Source organism: Microbacterium indicum DSM 19969 (assembly GCF_000422385.1).
In the GTDB taxonomy this organism is placed as follows: Bacteria; Actinomycetota; Actinomycetes; order Actinomycetales; family Microbacteriaceae; genus Microbacterium; species Microbacterium indicum.
In genome coordinates this window covers 255,111-272,165 of record NZ_AULR01000001.1, presented here as the reverse complement: position 1 = coordinate 272,165, position 17,055 = coordinate 255,111, and the positions used below count along the sequence as shown (strand labels likewise).

Below are 17,055 nucleotides of genomic sequence, written 5' to 3'. Positions count from 1 at the left end.
CCATGACGACGACCGATGCGCCCTGGGGCGACGTCCTCGGCCAGGCCGACGCCGTCGACGTGCTCTCCGCGGCCGCCGCCGACGAGGCGCAGCTCGCGCACGGCTGGCTCATCACGGGCCCTCCCGGATCGGGCCGGTCCACGATCGCGCTCGCCTTCGCGGCCGCCCTCATCGCCGAGCCCCTGGGCGACGAGGCGACGATGCGCCAGGTGATCGCGGGCACGCACCCCGACCTCACGCGCCTGCGCACCGAGGGCGTCATCATCACGATCAAGCAGGCCCGCGAGATCGTCGAGCGGTCGTACTACGCGCCGTCGCTCGGCCGCCACCGCGTCATCGTCGTCGAGGACGCCGACCGCATGACCGAGCGCACCTCCAACGTCCTGCTGAAGGCGCTCGAGGAGCCGCCCGAGCGCACGATCTGGGTGCTCTGCGCGCCGAGCGAGGCCGACCTGCTGCCGACGATCCGCTCCCGGGTCCGCTCGCTCCGCCTGCGCGAGCTCGAGGTCGACGACGTCGCCCGCCTCCTCGTCGAGCGCACGGGCGTCGACCCCGCCGTCGCCGAGCAGTCGGCGCGCCACGCGCAGCGGCACATCGGCATGGCACAGCGCCTCGCGACCGACGCGGCTTCGCGCGAGCGCCGAGCCGCGACCCTCGGCGACGTCGTGCGGGTCCGCGGCATCGGCGACGCCGTCGACGTCGCCGGCCGCATCGTCGCCCACGCGACGGACGACGGCAAGGCGCTCACGGCCGAGCGCGACGAGGCCGAGCGCGCGTCGCTCCTGCGCACCGTGGGGTACGCCGACGGCGCCAAGGTCCCGCCGGCCGTCCGATCGCAGCTCAGCGCCCTCAAGGAGGAGCAGGAGAAGCGCGCGAAGCGCGCCGTGCGCGACGGCCTCGACCGCGTGCTCACCGACCTGCAGTCGCTCTACCGCGACGTCCTTCTGCTGCAGCTCGGCCGCGACGAGGGCCTCATCAACTCCGAGATGCGCGGCGACCTCGACGCGCTCGCGCAGGCCTGGTCGCCCGAGCGCACCCTCCGTGTCCTCGACCAGGTCGCGCACACGCGCGGCGCGCTCGAGCGCAACGTGCAGCCCGTCCTGGCGCTCGAGAGCCTGCTCATCACGATCTTCAGCGGAATGGTCCCATGATCCGTCGCATCACCGCCGCCGTCGCCGCGGGCGCGGCCCTCGTCCTCGCCCTCACGGCCTGCACCAACTCGCTCGCGGCCCAGCTGAACGGGGGAGAGCAGCCGTCCACCGGGGGCACGACCGAGAGCCGGGCGCCCGTGACCGACGGCGTCGACCTCGACCTGCTCGACTACTACGGCCAGACCCTCGAGTGGGGCGACTGCGAGGGCGTCACGAGCGACGTCGAGTGCGCCGACGTCACGGCCCCGCTCGACTGGTCCGACCCCGCGGCGGGCGACATCTCGCTCGCGATCGCGCGCCCGTCCGATCGCCCGGCCGACCCGCAGGGATCCCTCCTCATCAACCCCGGCGGCCCCGGCTCGTCCGGCGTCGACTTCCTCGACCAGTCGATCGCCTACGGCGGCATCGGCGAGGCCCTCTTCGACGCGTACGACGTCGTGGGCTTCGACCCGCGCGGCGTCGGACGGTCGACTCCCGTGACCTGCTACACCTCGACCTCCGACATCGACGCGTACCTGTACGACATCCCCGACGCCGAGCGCGGATCCGACGCGTGGGACGAGCAGAGCACCGAGGCCGACACGGCCTACGCCGAGGCGTGCGAAGCGAACTCGGGCGACCTGCTCGAGCACATCACGACCGACCAAGCGGCGCGCGACATGGACCTCATCCGCGCCGTGCTCGGCGACGAGAAGCTGAACTACCTCGGCTTCTCGTACGGCACCTACCTCGGCGCGACGTACGCCGAGCTGTTCCCCGACGAGGTGGGCCGCTTCGTGCTCGACGGCGCGCTCGACCCGTCGATCCCCGCGAGCGAGGTCGGCCGCACGCAGATCATCGCGTTCGAGAAGTCGCTCGGCACCTACCTCGAGAACTGCCTCGGATCGACCGACTGCCCGTTCCGCGGCACGACCGACCAGGCGCTCGACTCCGTGAGCACCCTCCTCGCGTCGCTCGATGCGAGCCCCCTGGCGACGAGCGACGGCCGCGAGCTCGGCGCCGACGCGATGTCGACGGCGATCCTCGCGGCGCTCTACAGCGAGGAGAACTGGCCGTACCTGACGCAGGCGTTCGCGGGCGCGCTGCAGGGCGACCCCGCGGCGGCGATGTTCCTCGCCGACTTCTACAACGGGCGCGAGAACGGCGGGTACACGTCGAACACGACCGACGCGTTCAACGCCTACAACTGCATGGACTATCCGGTCGAGGAGGGCGACACCGCCGAGGCCGATCAGCAGCTGCTCGACGAGGAGGCGCCCGTCCTCGGCCCGTACATGTACGGCACCGACGTCTGCGCCGAGTGGCCGTACCCGCCGACGGGCGACCGCCACGCGATCACGGCCGACGGCGCCGCGCCGATCGTCGTCATCGGCACGACGGGCGACCCGGCGACGCCGATCCAGTGGGCCGAGTCGATGGCCGACAACCTCGCCTCGGGCGTCATGGTCACGTACGACGGCGAGGGCCACACGGCATACGGATCCGGCAGTGCCTGCATCGACGACGCGGTCGAGACGTACTTCACCGCGGGGACCGTCCCGGCCGACGGGCTGGAGTGCTCGGCCTGACGCGCCCGGGATGCGTCGCCGGTTCGCGAGCACCACGCCGCTCGTGTAACATGGCTTCTCGTGCCGCATGCGGCATGGAACGCCACCTTAGCTCAGTCGGCAGAGCGATTCACTCGTAATGAATAGGTCGTCGGTTCGATTCCGACAGGTGGCTCGAAAAAAGGCCCGGTCAGAAGTGATTTTCTGACTGGGCCTTTTTCTGCTCTGAGGGCCGCGTGGGGCAAACGTGTAGCAGAGCCGGGATATACCGGCTCTTAGAAGGCTCCCCATGAGGGCTCGAAACGGCCCGTTGAGGCGACCTCGAACACGTCGGCGAACGCGCCCGCTCCACGCCGCTCGTCGTCCGCGTCGGCTTCGTCCGAGAACGACTTTGCGACGGCGAGAAGGTTCGGCCCGCGGCCGGTCACGTCGAGCCGCACATCGTCGACCGCGATGGACTGGCCGGCGGTCGAATACTCGAGCGCGAGACGGCGCACGGCGATCGACGCGGCACGGAGGACGGAGGCGCCCTCCGTGAGGATCGCCTGGAGCTCGTAGTCGCGGAAGACGGCATAGGTCTCGCCGTCCATCTCGATGTCGCCCAGCAGCACGCGCAGGCGGCCGAGGTCGGTCGTGATGTCGATGGGCAGGTCAGTGTTAGGAAGTCCGTTAGACATGTGCGCGGAGTCTAGGGTCGGACGGCCGCCGGCCGCCCCTATGCTCGGCCTCATGACCACCCTTGACGACGTGCGCCGAGCGCACCGCGACCTCACCGACCTCCGCCGCGAGGTTGCCGCCCACGAGCATGCGGTCGAGGTGGCGAGCCAGGACGCCCGCAGATCCGGTGCTAGCGAGAGCGAAATCCAACAAGCCAGCCGCCGCAGTTGAGAGCAGACGCGGACGGAGCGGGCGGTGGCTCGGGAGGGGGCGGCATCCCGCGCCCGTCCGTCTCGCATAGCATCGCCTCATGGAAGGAATCATCGGCGCAGCGATCGGTGCAGCCATCGCCGTGCTGGGCGGGTGGTTCGGTGCGGCGACCCAAAGTCGCCGAGAACACGCAGCCTGGCTACGGGACCGTCGGGCGGACGCCCTCATTCTGCTCCAGACTGTCGTCGCGGGGCTCGACGTAGCCGCCGGCGACTTGCTCGATGCGCAGTCGAGGAGCGAGGAGCCGGGCCTGTCGCGGCGTGATAACGAACTCTTGGATGAAGAGCTCAGTGGCTCGCGTAAGCGGCTGCTCGCGCTGAGCGATCGCCTCATCGACGCGAGCAGTCGGATCGCGGTGCTTGGCCCGCGAGGTGTAGTTGATCTCGCCACTGCGGTTACCCGTGCTCCTCGCGGCTCCGAGGAGCGATCGGTAGCGCTGGACAGGCTCGTCGCTGCATATGCGGAGGTCCTGCGACTCCCGGAAGAAAAGCCCGGATGGCGCGACCGCCTGTTGAGCGCGTGGCGAATACCGTCACGCTGAGCGGGGTGCGCCCGCTGTGAGATCACCGGCTTGCGCATGGATGTGGTTGGGCATGAGCGTGCGCCAGGGATCGTGACCACGATGGTGCGAGGGTGCCCCAGCCTCGACGGAAGTCTAGAACAAATGTTCTAGTATTGCTGCATGGGGGGGGAAACCGACGCTACCCGAACCACGGTGAGCGCCTCACGGAGGAGCGCGAGGTCCGCACCGCCCGGCAGTAAGGCCCGCTCCAGTCGCTCACGAGTGACCAGCTGCGCCTCCACGCGGTCCCCGTCACGATCGCGCCGGAGCGACTGGTCATCCAGGCGCGCGCATGGCTCCGCTTCGGCGACACGGACGTTCGAGCGACCGTGAAGGTGCGCCGCTGGACCGACGATGCCGTCGGCGTCGAGCTCGAGTCGGACGGGGAGACGCTGAGGTGCTGGCTGTGGCGCGGAGCGGTAACCCCGATCGGGTGACGCGGGGCTACTTCGTCTGGTGCGGGTGGTGCGGGTGGTGCGTGTGGACTTCGACGAGGTGCACGGTGCGGTCTTCGACGTAGAACCAGATCCGCGCGCCGTCCTTGGCTGTGGATCGTGCTGACGAGGTCACGCCAGCCCTTCTGTGCCCCAGACGAGGCGAAGAGGATCGTGTACTCGCTCTTGCGCGTCGGTCGCGACGTGCCGACGGAATAGTATTTCGACATGTTCGCAGACGCCTGCGGCCCACCTTCCTTCTCCTCCTCCTCGCAGTCGCAATCGTCTCCCTCTTCATCCAGTACCTCATCATCCGAACCGCCGTGAAGACGGGCACCCCCCTCGCCCACGACCAGATGCGCGAGGAGGAAGAGGAGCGCCTTGCCGAGCGCCGGCGGGAGAGCTCGAAGCCCCGCCCTACCGACGAGTAGGACGGGGCCGTGGTGGCGCTGCGGGGGTTAGCTGCGCAGCGCTCTGATCTCGGACGTGAGTGACGCGCCGTCCTTCGTCGTGCCGCCCACGCGATCCTTGATCCAGGCCACCTGAACCGCGGTCGCGGCCTGAGCCTTCGCGAGCGTGGCGAGCGCCTTGGTCAGGTCGTCCACGTCGGAGCGGAGCGACTGTTCTGCCAGATGTACTGCTGCCGGCGGCTGAAGCTGGCCTTGATCCATGGGGCGCCGACGATCGACTCGCGGATCTTGCGGCCCCGGTCTTTGAGCTGGTCGAGGGTGAGGCCGAACTGCTCGCCCTCCACCTCGCTGCCGCCGCCGTAGATCGCCTGCCAGCCGCGGTCCTCCCGGTTGAGGAGCGCGGCGACGCGATCGAACGCCTCGCGCACGGGCTCCTCGCTCTCCGGCTCGAGGTCGAGGAGCGCCTCGCCGAAAATCTCGGTCACTGCACGGGTCTGGCTATCGATCTCGCTCGTCGTCATGCGGGCGAAGTATAGGCGTGGTTTGGGGGTGGTTTCCGCGAGAACGGGCCAGGTTCGCGGCTACCTGTTCCGGGCCGCCGCTCGCGGCCGGCGGCGCCTCGGGGGAACGACGCGGCCTCGTCGCAAGACTCTCGGCATGCTCGTATCTTGCGGCGCCGACGGCAACCATCCTCCGCAAGAGGCAGTGGGGCTAGCGCAGCTCCGAGCGGGCCTGTTAGGTTGAGGCTCGATAGTGTAGGGAATCAGTTAAGGGAATCAGAAGGGATGCTTTAATGGTTGCGAAAATGAGGTCGGTGCTCGCCTTTTCTTTAGCGTTACTGGTCGTTTTCGGATTTACGAGCACCGCGCAGGCGGCTGAAGCAAACTCAGAATCGGGGGTGGAGGAGATTCGAGTCGGATTCAGCTTGGAAGACTCAACGTCTCTCGGATATGCTGGCCAGTCTGGCTTCACGACCAGAAGCATCCCTTTCGAACTCGGGGATACGGTTCAATGTGACCTCCTCAAAAATAAAGACCACGAGCTGTTCACCTGGGGAACTTTCAAGTATGGCGGAACTAATGGGGCTCTTCGCGAACGAGGGTGTAGTCGGTTGAGTGCGTCGGTGGCCGGGTAGGGGTCGAGGCCTCCCGGATGATGGAAGTTCTTCACGCTTGCCATCTCGAAAGACCTCGACGTGCTCCACCCTACTTTCGCGACCCCTGACCTGACGGCGTTCTGCCGGCTCGACGAGCTCGGGCTCGTCGCCGTCGGCCAGCTGATCGAGCCGGACCGGGCGGTGATCGAGTGCCGACCGGTCGAGACAAACCCGTGGTGTCGCAAGTGCGGGGCGGAGGGTGTGCCGCGAGACACGGTGACGCGTCGCCTGGCGCACGAACCATTCGGGCATCGCCCGACGACGCTGCTGGTCCGGGTGCGCCGGTACCGGTGCGCGCACTGCCGACGGACGTGGCGTCAGGACATGACCCGCGCCGCCGCGCCACGAGCGAAGATCTCCCGCCTCGGCGTGGAGTGGGCGCTGCGGGGCATCGTCATCGACCACCTCACCGTGACCCGTGTCGCCGCGGGCCTGGGGGTGTCCTGGAGCGCCGCGAATACTGCGGTGCTCGCGGAGGGCAAGCGTCGACTGATCGACGATCCCGCCCGGTTCGACGCGGTCACCACGATCGGTGTCGACGAGCACGTCTGGCGGCACACCCGCCTCGGCGACAAGTACGTGACCGTGATCATCGACCTCACCCCGATCCGCACCGGGACGGGGCCCTCCCGGCTGCTCGCCATGGTCGAGGGCCGCTCGAAGCAGGTGTTGAAGACCTGGCTCGCCGCACGCCCGAGCAGCTGGCGCGACGGTGTTGACGTGGTCGCGATGGACGGGTTCGCAGGCTTCAAGACCGCCGCCGCCGAAGAACTCCCCGACGCCGTCCCGGTCATGGATCCCTTCCACGTTGTCCGCCTTGCCGGCGACGCGTTGGACCAGTGCCGACGCCGGGTGCAGCGGGACACGGTCGGGCACCGCGGCCGCGCCGGTGACCCGCTCTACAAAGCACGCCGCACCCTGCACACCGGCGCGGACCTGCTCACCGAGAAACAGACCGCCCGCCTCGACGCGGTGTTCGCGATCGAAGAGCACGTCGAGGTCGAAGCGACCTGGGGCATCTACCAGCGCATCGTCGCCGCCTACCGGGAACCCGACAAGAAGAAGGCCAAGCAGATGATGCAGGCCGTGATCAACGCGATCACCACCGGGGTCCCCGCGGCGCTCGTCGAGATCCGCAAGCTCGGCCGCACCATGCGCCAGCGCGCCACCGACATCCTCGCGTTCTTCGATCGACCCGGCACCAGCAACGGACCCACCGAGGCGATCAACGGCCGGCTCGAACACCTCCGCGGCTCCGCACTCGGATTCCGCAACCTCACCCACTACATCGCACGCAGCCTGCTCGAAGCCGGCGGATTCAAACCCGCGCTACACCCTCAATCGTGAAGAGCCACTAATGGGAGCGCGATGGTCTGGGGAGGGTACGACGTGACGATGTACTGTGGCACAGACACGTCCTCAGGTTTTAAGCACATAAAGTACAGGCACCAGTGGGCAAAAAATGGGCGCTCAGATGGATGGGAAAATGTTCGCGCTTCCGCGACTAAAGCCCTTGGCTACAGCGCGCCGGGGTGGGATCAGTTCATGGTCCGTGCGGTAAACGACGCGCTTACGCAGTCGAACCCATACCCTGTTTATAACAAGGTCAACAACACAGTCTGCTTCTCGGCGCCATACTACATCTTTAAGGGGACGCGCGTCTACGCGTCCTATTATGTGAATGTTGTGGTCTCTAAGAGCAACCACTCTCTCGTGACTGCTTACCCGAGCAACAGTTTCAAGTCAGCCTGCTGACCTCAATTCCTGAGGTTACGGTCGTGGGGCATACATGTGAAAACTTTCCACGACCGTAATCTCAGGCCCAAGCTCACGCTGCATCAACCGTACAAGCTCGTCACCTTCGGCGATCCACGCGCGCCCAACGTCGGGATCAGGCCAGGAAGTCTCTTCTATGGGATTCAGCTCGTTTTCCCAAACCTCGTTCCACCGGGCGATTCGAGCACGCAACTCGTCGCTGAGTGTTTCCGGCGTCTGCCATCCTGCGAACCATTCTGGGAACAGCTGATATACGTTTGGGTCAGGCGGGTTCAGACCATCAGTCATCCGTCGAAGATACCTTGGCTGATGCCCGAGGCGAAAGGGGCTCGTCGTGGTCGAGGGTGTAGTGGCGGCGGCTCAGGGGAGCGCTGCGGCGAATTCGGCGAACTCGTCCTCCAGGTCCCAGGGGTCCAGGGTGATCGTGTCGCCGGGCTTCGGGTTTTCGCTGGCGGCGCGGATGGGCGCGGTCTCCGGTGGAGTGAGATGACGGCGCTGCGCGCGCAACGTCGATGTCAAACGGCGCAAGCCCCGCGTCTCCGAGGTGCACGACCCGCTCACGTTTGAGTCCAAGGTGCCCAAGGGGCGCGCTGCGCGCACGGTGCCAATCTCGCAGTGGGTCGCCAAGGAGCTTGCGTTCGTCCTCTCGACGCGGAAGGGCGACGACTACGTCTTCGGCCCGGTCCATTCCTCGAACTGGCGGCGCGACATGTGGAACAAGCTCGAGACCGGCGGACGTGTGCATGATCTCCGTCACACCTACGCTTCCTGGCTCCTGCAAGACGGCGTCCCCGTCGCCGAGGTGAGCCGCCTCCTGGGGCACTCGTCGGTGCAGGTCACGGAGCGCTACGCGCACCTCCAGCGCGGCGTCCGTATCGAGATCGTCGCAGGCCTCACAGACCCCCGACTGGCGGACTGAGCGTGGGGCAGATCGTGGGGCAATCTTCGCATCGAAGCACTGCTAGCGACTGTGATTCGATCTGTCAAACCCGCGTGATTCCGCGGCAGAATTGACTATTGACTACGATCCGCTCATCGTGATAGTCATGCCTTTAACTCTCTCGTAATGAATAGGTCGTCGGTTCGATTCCGACAGGTGGCTCGACAGGCCCTCGCACTCCACTGCGGGGGCCTTTCGCTTTCCCGTTACGCTGTGTCCGAGGTCGCCGGCCACGGGGGAGGAACGCGATGACGGACGTCACGGGAGAGGTGCTGCTCGCGCGCGTGCGCACGCACCCGAAGATGCTCTTCTGGCCGGCGGTGCTGCAGCTCGCCCTCATCGCGATCCACGTGGTCATCGCGCTGTTCTGGCCGCGGAGCACGGGGGTCGCGTGGTTCGACGAGTGGGGGCAGGCGGGCGCGCACGTCGTCGTCGCGATCGTCGAGATCATCTACTTCGTCGTGCCCCTCAGCAAGTGGTGGTGCACGGTGTTCACGCTGACGAACCTGCGGGTCGAGCGCCGGTGGGGCGTGATCTGGAAGCGCTCGCGCGAGATCCCGCTCGCCCGCATCACCTCCGTCGAGGTCCAGCAGGGCCTTCTCGACCGGATCTTCGGGTGCGGCACGATCGTGTTCCACGACGCCGCCATCGTGCCGCCCGCCGACTACGGTCCTCTGGACGAGCCGACGGGCGACGGGCCGATGGTCGGGGTGCGCTTCCTCGACGTGCCGCGGGTCAGGAGCTTCCGCGGGCTCGTCGATCAGGCGCGGTTCGGGCAGAGCGCCCCGCGGGGCTGAGTCAGGCGGTCCAGCTCTTCGGGCGGATGACGAAGACGACGAAGCCCTCGCGCATCGGGTACGGCCCGCCGGTGTAGGTGTCGGAGATGCCGTCGACGATCTCGAGGGCGCGGTCGCCCTCGATCCGCTCGACGACCTCGCCCGCGACGGTCACGTGGGCGAGCGGGTTCGCGGGATCCGTCAGCGACACGGCGACGCGCGGGTCGGCGGCGATGTGGCGGGCCTTCCGCGAGGTCGCGGAGGTGAAGAAGGCGAGGTCGTCGTCGCCGAATCGATCCATCCACACGGGAACGGACCGGGGCGATCCGTCGGGCGCGATCGTCGCGAGGTGCACGACGGCGGGGGTCTCGAACAGGCGGGCGGCTTCGGCCCAGGGCGTCTTCGGCATGAGGTTCCGTTCTGTCGGCGGGTGCTTCACGGTCGAGCGTAGGGGCGATCCGCGGCGCCCGGGCCGGGAAGGGGGTCCCTCTCAGGGCGTCTCTTCCGTGAGCTCGTCGTTGATGCGGCGGAGATCCTCGAGGAGCGATCCGACGAGCACCCAGTTCGTGCCCGTCGGGGCGGCGATGCGCAGCGGCCGCGTGAGGACGGGGATCGTGGTGGTGGGCGGGTCCGCCGGATCGGCGACGGCGCGGCGGGAGAGGAAGCGCACGTCGTGGGCCGACCGCCTCATCTGATCGGCGATCTCGTGCACCGTGCCGTCGGCCGCGAGCTGGTCGGAGTAGCGGTCGTAGAACGCGCGGGTCATGCCGACCGTCTGTGTCACGACCGGGTCGATCCGGTCGTAGAGGGCCTGGATGTCGTCGACGGCACCGCGATGGCGGCCGCCGCGCGGGTTGAGGGACAGCGAGTCGTGCGCCGCCGAGAGCGCGGTCTTCGCGGCGTCGCGCATGGGGCGCAGGAGCCGGGCGGTGAGCAGCAGCTCCTCGCGCTTCGCCGGGGCCTGCGGCGCGAGGAGCGCGTCGGCGAGGCGCTCGAGCGACGCCGCGAGCTCGTCGGCGAGGGCGTCGACGGACCGGCGCGCGGGGGCGACCGCGACGGGCGGCACGAGGGCGAGGTTCACGATGAAGCCGATGACAGCGCCGACGATCGTCTCGACGGCGCGGTCGAACGCGTAGCTCGGGGTCGTCGCCCCCATCGCGATGACGAGCAGGGCGCTGATCGCGACCTGGTTCGTCGTGCCGGCGGTGAGCCGCACGAGCCACGCGACCGCGAGGCCCGCGATGACGGCGAGCGGCATCGACCAGGTCGGATCCGGGACGCCCCACGCGATGAGCGAGGCCACGACGACGCCGACGATGACGCCCGCGCATCGCTCGATGCCCTTGAGCCACGACTGGCTGAGGCTCGGCTGCACGACGAGGAGCGCGGCGATCGCGGCGAAGACGGGCGGCGGACCGTCGGGGATCATGAGCCCCGCGACGAGCCACGCGCCGATCGTGGCGACGGCGGTCTTCGCGAGCTGCAGCAGGGGAGCGCGCCGCGGCCCGCGGACGGCCGCCATCACCTGGACGTTCGGCCGCCTCACGCGGGGATCCTGACGTCTCGTGATCGCATGGCACCATCTTCCCAGGCGCGCCCGTGCGCCGAGCCGACGGGGGCCGGGCGGCGGATCGCGCGGCCCGTCAGATCGCGCGCGCCACCCACGCGGAGACGTCGGCGAGCATCGCCGCCTCGGCCTCGGGCAGCGCGATCGCGTGGGTCATCGCGTACTCGCGCGCCCCCACTTCGGATCCGCCCGCGGAGATCGCGCGGACCAGGCGGTGCCCGCCCATCGCGATCTCGTCGAAGCGCGCGATCGCGGCGAACGTCGGCGGCATGTCCGCCAGAACCTGCGCGCGGGCGGGGGACGCCCATCGCGACGACGCGTCGATCGCGTCGCCGAGGTAGGCCTGCAGCTGCCGGCCGCGCGCGGCCCACGCCGCGGGGTCGTCGCGCATCCCGGCCGGCGCGTCGTCGAGCAGGACCGACGGCACGATGAGGGCGAGCGAGGCGATCGGGTGCCGCGGCCGCGTCGCGGCGTCGGCCATGGCCGCGACCGTCGCGATGTTCGACCCCGACGACGTGCCGACGAGCGCGATGCGGGACGGGTCGATCGCGTGGCCGATCTCGGCGTCGAGCTCGCCGCGGCGCAGCGCCCGCAGGATGCACAGCACGTCGAGGACCGGCGCGGGGAACGGGTGCTCGGGCGCAAGGCGGTGATCGATGTTCAGGACGGTCGCCCCGGTCGCCGACGCGAGGTGGTCGATCAGCGCGGCATCGACGCGGTCGGCGGCATCGCCCCCGCCCATCCAGAACGCGCCGCCGTGGAGGCGCAGGACGACGGACCCCGACGGATCCTCCGGCTCGGTGAGGGAGACGCGCACGTCCTCGTCCGCGCCGGCCGCCGACGGGGCGCCGGCGGCCGCGAGGCCGCGCAGCTCGTCCGAGATCCCATCGAGGATCCCGGGCCCGGCGACCGGCACGCGGAACTCGCGTCGCCGCAGCGGGCGCGGATCCGGGAGCGCCGCCGCGAGGCTCGTCCCGAAGAGCCGCTCGGCGGAGGCGTCGACGACCCCGCGCCGTGCGATCGCCTCGGCGTCCGCCGCCGCACGGGCCGCACGCAGGCGCTCGAGCCAGGCCCGCCGCGCCTCGCCGGGCCGGCGCGCGAACGGCGGCTCGGCCGTAGGAGCCGGCGGCGCGTCGGCCGCGACGGCGTCGATGAGGAGCTGGAGGCGCTCGTCCGGGACGATCATGTCGTCACGCCCTCGGCGAGCATCGGCGCGAGGAGGATCCGCTCGAGGGGGCCCGACCCGTCGCGCATCGTCGCGAGCAGGCGCTCCGCGCCGAGGCGCCCCGACTCGGTGAGCGGCTGGCGCACCGTCGTGAGGCCCAGCGCCTCGACGACGTCGCCGCCGTCCCACCCCATCACGCCGACCCGCTCGGGCACGGGCATGCCGGCGTCGCGGAGGCCGGCCAGGATCCCGGCGGCGAGGGTGTCGTGGCCCGCGAGCACGCCGACCCGCCCGTCGCGCGCGAGCGTCTGGATGACCTCGGCTGCGGCCCGACCGGCCATCACGTCGCCCGACCTGGCCGTGATGGGCTGCACGCGCTCCTCCGGCACGCCGCGCTCCGCGAGCGCGCGCTTGAACCCGGAGAGCCGGCGCTTGCCCTGCGAGATGTAGTCGTTCGACACCTGACCCTCCGTCACGTAGACGAACCTCTCGAAGCCGCGCGCGAGCAGGTGGTCGGCCGCGATGCGCGTTCCGTGCTCCTCGTCGAGCACGACAGAGGAGAACCGCGGGTGCGTGGAGTCGACCAGCACGGTCGGCAGCTCGCGGTCGAGGATGCGCTCGCCGAGGCCCGTGTCGACGGGGATCCCCATGATCACGAGGCCGCTGAACGCGCCCGTGAAGGGCAGCGACGCGAGGCGCGGCGAGGGGGAGCGGCTCGCCGAGGGATGGTCGAACACGACGATGTCGGTCCGGTCGGCCCCGAACACCTCGAGGATCCCGTTGAGCCGCATGGCGTACGAGGGGTACGCGCGGAAGGGGGCGATGACGCCGAGCCGCTTGCGCGACGTCGGCGCGTTCGCGTTGAAGGCGGCGTGCGGCACGTACCCGAGCCGGTCGGCCGCCTCGAGGACGCGCACCCGCGTCTCCGCCGCGACGCGGGCGGGCCTGTTCATGGTGTTCGAGACCGTCGCGATCGAGACCTGGGCCTCCTCGGCGACGTGCTTGATGGTGACCGCCCGCGTCACGCGACGTACCTCACTGCCTCGAGCGAGCGCCGGCGCTGCACGGCGGGATCCGGCACGGGAGCGGCGTCGAGCAGCGAGCGGGTGTAGGCGTGCTGGGGGCTGCCGATGACCGCCTGCGCGGTGCCCGTCTCGACGAGCGAGCCGCGGTACATGACCGCGACGTCGTCGCAGAAGCTGCGCACGACCGAGAGATCGTGCGAGATGAACAGGTACGCGACGCCGAGATCGTCCTGGAGCTCCGTGAGCAGCTCGAGCACCTGCTCCTGGATCGTGAGGTCGAGGGCCGAGACGGGCTCGTCGCAGACGATGATCTCGGGGCGGAGCACGATCGCCCGGGCGATCGCGACGCGCTGACGCTGCCCGCCCGAGAACTGCGCGGGATAGCGATCCGCCGCCGCGGCCGGGAGGCCCACGCGCTCGAGCGCCTCGCGCACCGTCTTCTTCGCGTCCGAGGCCGATCGCCCGTGCGCGAGGACGAGCGGCTCGGCGAGGGTCGCCCCGATCGTGCGCACGGGGTTCAGCGACCCGTACGGGTCCTGGAAGATGATCTGCACGCGCGCGCTGAGCTCGCGCCTGCGCCGGCGCGACGTGCCGACGAGCTCCTCGTCGCCGAGCAGGATGCTGCCGCCCGTCGGCTCGACGAGACCGACGATCGCGTTGCCGACGCTCGACTTGCCCGAGCCCGACTCACCGATGAGGCCGAGCGTGCGGCCTCGGTGCAGGTCGAGATCGATGCCCGCGACGGCCGTCGTCGTGACGGACCTCCCGCGCGCGTCCCGCCCCGCGTAGGCGATCTCGAGGTCGCGCACCGCGAGGAGGGTCTCGGTCTCCTCGCGCACGGGGTGGATCTCGAGGCGGGCCGGATCGGCCGAGAGCATCGCCTGCGTGTGGGCGTGCGCCGGCGCGGCGAAGATGCCGTCGGCGGTCTGCTGCTCGACGATCTGCCCGTCGCGCAGCACGATCACGCGGTCGGCGATGTCGGCGACGACGCCCCAGTCGTGCGTCACGAGCAGCATCGACATCGAGTCGTCCTGGTCGCAGAGCTCGTGGAGCAGGGCGAGGATCTCGGCCTGCACCGTCACGTCGAGCGCCGTGGTCGGCTCGTCGGCGACGAGGATCTTCGGCTCGGCGCTGAGCGCGGCCGCGATCACGACGCGCTGCGCCATGCCGCCCGAGAGCTGGTGGGGGTACCTCCGCGCGACCGCCACCGGATCCGGGATCCGCACGCGCTCGAGCAGGGCGAGCGCCTCGGCCCGCGCCGCCTTCCTGCCGATGCCCTGGTGGAGCCGGATGAGCTGCACGAGCAGGTCGCCGATCCGCATCGACGGATCGAGCGACGGCTGCGGGTCCTGCGTGATGTAGCCGAACAGCTCGGTGCGCAGGCGCCGCATGCGGTCGGCGTCGCCCGCCGTGACCTCGCGGCCGTCGACGACGATCCGCCCCGACTCGACGCGCGTGCCGCGGCTGAGCCCGAGCACGGCGAGCGACGTGACGGACTTGCCGGATCCGGACTCGCCGACGAGGCACAGTGTCTCGCCGCGGTCGAGGCGGAACGACACGTTCTCCACGAGGGTCGTCGACCCCGTGGGGCCGTCGACGACGATCGTCAGATCCTGGACCTCGAGCAGCGCGTTCGTCGACGCCCGCTTCTCGACGCCGGCCACGGGCTTCGCACGGCGCGCGGCGCGGCGCCCGGCGCGCGACGATCCGGTCCAGCGCTCGGCGACGGCGTCGCGCACGCTGTCGCCCAGGAGCATGAACGACATGATCGTGACGATGATGATGCCGCCCGTCGGCACGAGCAGCCAGGGGGATCGCGTGATGTTCTCGCTCGCGGTCTGCACCATGTTGCCCCAGCTGGGCTGCGGGAGCTGCACGCCGAAGCCGAGGTAGCCGAGGCCCGTCTCGGAGATGATCACGGTGCCGGAGAAGATCGTCGCCTGCACGATGATCGGGCCCGCGAGGCGCGGCAGCACGTGGCGCAGCGTGATCTGGCCCTCCGTGAGCCCCATCGTGCGGGCGCCGCGGACGAAGAGCTCGCCGCGGACGGTGCGGGTCGTCCCGCGCACGACGCGGATGAGGAGCGGGCTCGTGAGCAGGCCGAGCGCCATCATCGCGACCGTCATGTTGCCGGGGAGGATCGACAGCGTCACGAGCAGGAGGATGAAGGCAGGGACGCTGAGCAGGACCTCGGCGAGGCGCGTGATGATCGTGTCGGCGACGCCGCGCGACATGCCGGCGACGAGCCCGAGCGCGACGCCCACGACGAGGAACACGACGAGCGCCTGGACGACGCCGAGGAGCGTCGCCTGCCCGCCGTAGAGCATGCGCGAGAGGACGTCGCGGCCGAGGTCGTCGGTGCCGAGCGGGTGCACGAGGCTCGGCCCCTGGAGCGCCGCCATGAGGTCCTGCTGCGTCGGGGCGTACGGGGCGATCACGGGGGCGAGTGCGACCGCGATCGTCAGCACGACGAGGATCGCGGCGCAGACGACGAACTGCCGGCGGGCGAGCAGGACGCGCCACAGGGGTTGCACGACGCGGGTGTCTCGGGGCATCCGGACGACCTCCGTGCGGTCCTCGGGCGGGGTCGCGGGACCGCCCGACGCCGGGCCGGCGGTGCCCGTCGGGATCTGTCCGGGCAGGGCGCTCATGCGTTCTCCTTGACGTTCAGGCGCGCGTACAGCAGCTCGATCACGAGGTTGGTGACGATGATGACGATCGTGAAGATGAGGGTGATCGCCTGCACGACGGGGATGTCGTGGAGGAGCGTCGCGTTGACGGAGTAGCCCGCGAAGCCCGGGATCACGAAGACCGACTCGACGAGGACCGTTCCGCTCGTGAGCCCGATCATCTTCATGCCGAGGACCGTGACGATGGGCACGGCCGCGCCGCGCAGCGCGTGTCGCCAGAGGATCCGGCGCTCGCTCACGCCGTGCGCGCGGAGCAGGACGATGTACGGCTGGGCGAGCTGCTCCGACACGGCGTCGCGGGTCTGCTTCGCGAGCAGGGCTGTGCCCGCGATCGTGAGCGTGACGAGCGGCAGGATCATGTGCTGCAGCCAGGGGACGAAGCCGTCGACGAGGGGCGAGTACCCGCTCGTGGGCAGCCAGCGCAGCTGGACGGCGAAGATCGTCGCGAGCACGAGGCCGATCCAGAACGGCGGGACGGCGGATCCGATCACGCTTCCGACGTCGGCGGCCTTGCCGGCGGCGCCGGGGCGGGAGGCCCCGATGACCCCGAGAACGATGCCGAGGATCGAGGCCAGGACGAAGGTGCAGATCATGAGCGCGAGGGTCGGCTCGACGCGGTCGGCGAGGATCTGCGTCACGGGGACGCCGCTGACGACCGAGGTGCCGAGGTCGCCCCGGAGGAGGCCCCCGAGCCAGCGGCCGTACTGCTCCCACAGGGGCAGGTCGAGCCCGAGCGCCGAGCGCACCTCGAGGTAGCGCTCCTGCGAGGCCTGCGGCCCGACGATCGCGCGGGCCGCGTCGCCCGGCGTCAGCGACACCAGGATGAACAGCAGCGCCGAGATGACGAAGAACAGGATGACGCTCATGACGAGCCAGTTGACGAGGCGTCGCAACGGCATGAGGGGGCTCCTCGGGGTGGGGCGCGCCGG

18 protein-coding genes and 1 tRNA gene are annotated in these 17,055 nt (G+C 70.0%); 8 read left to right on the top strand and 11 right to left on the bottom strand.

Features of this window, described 5'->3' with window-relative positions; translation table 11 throughout:
- Positions 1 to 2 precede the first annotated feature (2 nt).
- The 3 genes from H576_RS0101255 (at position 3) to H576_RS0101245 (ending at position 2,873) form a co-directional block, all read left to right on the top strand.
- A complete protein-coding gene (locus H576_RS0101255; RefSeq protein ID WP_029149403.1) occupies positions 3 to 1,151 on the top strand; it encodes a DNA polymerase III subunit delta' in 1,149 nt (382 codons plus the stop codon).
- Positions 1,148 to 2,719: an alpha/beta hydrolase gene (locus H576_RS0101250; protein ID WP_029149402.1), complete on the top strand. Its 1,572-nt coding sequence runs from the start codon at positions 1,148 to 1,150 to the stop codon at positions 2,717 to 2,719. Before H576_RS0101255 ends, H576_RS0101250 begins: the two co-directional genes overlap by 4 nt.
- 81 nt (positions 2,720 to 2,800) lie before the next feature.
- Positions 2,801 to 2,873, top strand: a tRNA-Thr gene (locus H576_RS0101245).
- A 100-nt stretch (positions 2,874 to 2,973) separates the two neighbouring features.
- Here H576_RS0101245 and H576_RS0101240 read toward each other — a convergent pair.
- The gene (locus H576_RS0101240) at positions 2,974 to 3,375 is read right to left on the bottom strand and encodes a hypothetical protein (protein WP_029149401.1); all 402 of its coding nucleotides are present in this window, start codon (positions 3,373 to 3,375) and stop codon (positions 2,974 to 2,976) included.
- Between the two features lie 52 nt (positions 3,376 to 3,427).
- On the opposite strand from H576_RS0101240, the gene H576_RS0101235 reads away from it, so the two are divergent.
- Together H576_RS0101235 and H576_RS0101230 are read left to right on the top strand one after the other, a co-directional pair.
- Positions 3,428 to 3,586, top strand: a complete 159-nt coding sequence (locus H576_RS0101235; RefSeq protein ID WP_156888078.1) for a hypothetical protein — start codon at positions 3,428 to 3,430, stop codon at positions 3,584 to 3,586.
- A gap of 79 nt (positions 3,587 to 3,665) precedes the next feature.
- Positions 3,666 to 4,166 carry a hypothetical protein gene (locus H576_RS0101230; protein ID WP_156888076.1) on the top strand — a complete coding sequence of 167 codons (501 nt, stop codon included), beginning with the start codon at positions 3,666 to 3,668 and terminating at the stop codon, positions 4,164 to 4,166.
- A 465-nt stretch (positions 4,167 to 4,631) separates the two neighbouring features.
- Here H576_RS0101230 and H576_RS17255 read toward each other — a convergent pair whose 3' ends face one another.
- The 3 genes from H576_RS17255 to H576_RS0101205 form a co-directional block, all read right to left on the bottom strand.
- Complete coding sequence (locus H576_RS17255; protein ID WP_281167300.1) at positions 4,632 to 4,757, bottom strand: hypothetical protein; 126 nt, start codon at positions 4,755 to 4,757, stop codon at positions 4,632 to 4,634.
- 322 nt (positions 4,758 to 5,079) lie between these two features.
- Positions 5,080 to 5,226 carry a hypothetical protein gene (locus H576_RS16540; RefSeq protein ID WP_156888074.1) on the bottom strand — a complete coding sequence of 49 codons (147 nt, stop codon included), beginning with the start codon at positions 5,224 to 5,226 and terminating at the stop codon, positions 5,080 to 5,082.
- Positions 5,214 to 5,552 carry a hypothetical protein gene (locus H576_RS0101205; RefSeq protein ID WP_156888072.1) on the bottom strand — a complete coding sequence of 113 codons (339 nt, stop codon included), beginning with the start codon at positions 5,550 to 5,552 and terminating at the stop codon, positions 5,214 to 5,216. The genes H576_RS16540 and H576_RS0101205 overlap by 13 nt, the downstream gene beginning before the upstream one ends.
- A gap of 674 nt (positions 5,553 to 6,226) precedes the next feature.
- On the opposite strand from H576_RS0101205, the gene H576_RS0101200 reads away from it, so the two are divergent.
- Positions 6,227 to 7,534 carry an ISL3 family transposase gene (locus tag H576_RS0101200; RefSeq protein ID WP_029149397.1) on the top strand — a complete coding sequence of 436 codons (1,308 nt, stop codon included), beginning with the start codon at positions 6,227 to 6,229 and terminating at the stop codon, positions 7,532 to 7,534.
- Between the two features lie 789 nt (positions 7,535 to 8,323).
- On the opposite strand, the gene H576_RS0101195 is transcribed toward H576_RS0101200, so the two are convergent.
- Complete coding sequence (locus H576_RS0101195) at positions 8,324 to 8,563, bottom strand: hypothetical protein (protein WP_169564281.1); 240 nt, start codon at positions 8,561 to 8,563, stop codon at positions 8,324 to 8,326.
- Between H576_RS0101195 and H576_RS16210 the strand changes: the two genes are divergently transcribed.
- Together H576_RS16210 and H576_RS13885 are read left to right on the top strand one after the other, a co-directional pair.
- Positions 8,508 to 8,882, top strand: a complete 375-nt coding sequence (locus H576_RS16210) for a tyrosine-type recombinase/integrase (RefSeq protein ID WP_036318591.1) — start codon at positions 8,508 to 8,510, stop codon at positions 8,880 to 8,882. The genes H576_RS0101195 and H576_RS16210 overlap by 56 nt on opposite strands.
- Before the next feature lie 269 nt (positions 8,883 to 9,151).
- Positions 9,152 to 9,700: a PH domain-containing protein gene (locus tag H576_RS13885; RefSeq protein WP_051171992.1), complete on the top strand. Its 549-nt coding sequence runs from the start codon at positions 9,152 to 9,154 to the stop codon at positions 9,698 to 9,700.
- Position 9,701: 1 nt separating this feature from the next.
- Here H576_RS13885 and H576_RS0101180 read toward each other — a convergent pair whose 3' ends face one another.
- From H576_RS0101180 to H576_RS0101155, 6 genes are all read right to left on the bottom strand, one after another.
- Entirely contained in the window at positions 9,702 to 10,088 is a 387-nt protein-coding gene (locus tag H576_RS0101180; protein WP_029149395.1) for a TIGR03618 family F420-dependent PPOX class oxidoreductase, read from the bottom strand.
- An 81-nt stretch (positions 10,089 to 10,169) separates the two neighbouring features.
- Positions 10,170 to 11,225: an FUSC family protein gene (locus H576_RS0101175; protein WP_029149394.1), complete on the bottom strand. Its 1,056-nt coding sequence runs from the start codon at positions 11,223 to 11,225 to the stop codon at positions 10,170 to 10,172.
- Between the two features lie 97 nt (positions 11,226 to 11,322).
- Complete coding sequence (locus tag H576_RS0101170) at positions 11,323 to 12,432, bottom strand: alpha/beta hydrolase fold domain-containing protein (protein ID WP_029149393.1); 1,110 nt, start codon at positions 12,430 to 12,432, stop codon at positions 11,323 to 11,325.
- Positions 12,429 to 13,436 carry a LacI family DNA-binding transcriptional regulator gene (locus H576_RS13880; RefSeq protein WP_051171990.1) on the bottom strand — a complete coding sequence of 336 codons (1,008 nt, stop codon included), beginning with the start codon at positions 13,434 to 13,436 and terminating at the stop codon, positions 12,429 to 12,431. Before H576_RS13880 ends, H576_RS0101170 begins: the two co-directional genes overlap by 4 nt.
- Positions 13,433 to 16,087, bottom strand: coding sequence for an ABC transporter ATP-binding protein/permease (locus H576_RS13875; protein ID WP_051171988.1), 2,655 nt, complete (start codon positions 16,085 to 16,087; stop codon positions 13,433 to 13,435). The genes H576_RS13880 and H576_RS13875 overlap by 4 nt, the downstream gene beginning before the upstream one ends.
- On the bottom strand, positions 16,084 to 17,025 hold the full coding sequence (locus tag H576_RS0101155; RefSeq protein WP_036318585.1) for an ABC transporter permease: 942 nt from the start codon (positions 17,023 to 17,025) through the stop codon (positions 16,084 to 16,086). Before H576_RS0101155 ends, H576_RS13875 begins: the two co-directional genes overlap by 4 nt.
- Between the last annotated feature and the right edge of the window lie 30 nt (positions 17,026 to 17,055).

What these genes read in the sequence shown, in the direction of transcription:
- H576_RS0101230 (WP_156888076.1), top strand. Translation starts at nt 3,666, where the DNA reads ATGGAAGGAATCATCGGCGCAGCGATCGGTGCAGCCATCGCCGTGCTG.
- H576_RS13875 (WP_051171988.1), bottom strand. Translation starts at nt 16,087, where the DNA reads ATGAGCGCCCTGCCCGGACAGATCCCGACGGGCACCGCCGGCCCGGCG.
- H576_RS0101170 (WP_029149393.1), bottom strand. Translation starts at nt 12,432, where the DNA reads ATGATCGTCCCGGACGAGCGCCTCCAGCTCCTCATCGACGCCGTCGCG.
- H576_RS0101180 (WP_029149395.1), bottom strand. Translation starts at nt 10,088, where the DNA reads ATGCCGAAGACGCCCTGGGCCGAAGCCGCCCGCCTGTTCGAGACCCCC.
- H576_RS0101155 (WP_036318585.1), bottom strand. Translation starts at nt 17,025, where the DNA reads ATGCCGTTGCGACGCCTCGTCAACTGGCTCGTCATGAGCGTCATCCTG.
- H576_RS0101240 (WP_029149401.1), bottom strand. Translation starts at nt 3,375, where the DNA reads ATGTCTAACGGACTTCCTAACACTGACCTGCCCATCGACATCACGACC.
- H576_RS13885 (WP_051171992.1), top strand. Translation starts at nt 9,152, where the DNA reads ATGACGGACGTCACGGGAGAGGTGCTGCTCGCGCGCGTGCGCACGCAC.
- H576_RS0101235 (WP_156888078.1), top strand. Translation starts at nt 3,428, where the DNA reads ATGACCACCCTTGACGACGTGCGCCGAGCGCACCGCGACCTCACCGAC.
- H576_RS0101205 (WP_156888072.1), bottom strand. Translation starts at nt 5,552, where the DNA reads ATGACGACGAGCGAGATCGATAGCCAGACCCGTGCAGTGACCGAGATT.
- H576_RS0101255 (WP_029149403.1), top strand. Translation starts at nt 3, where the DNA reads ATGACGACGACCGATGCGCCCTGGGGCGACGTCCTCGGCCAGGCCGAC.
- H576_RS0101250 (WP_029149402.1), top strand. Translation starts at nt 1,148, where the DNA reads ATGATCCGTCGCATCACCGCCGCCGTCGCCGCGGGCGCGGCCCTCGTC.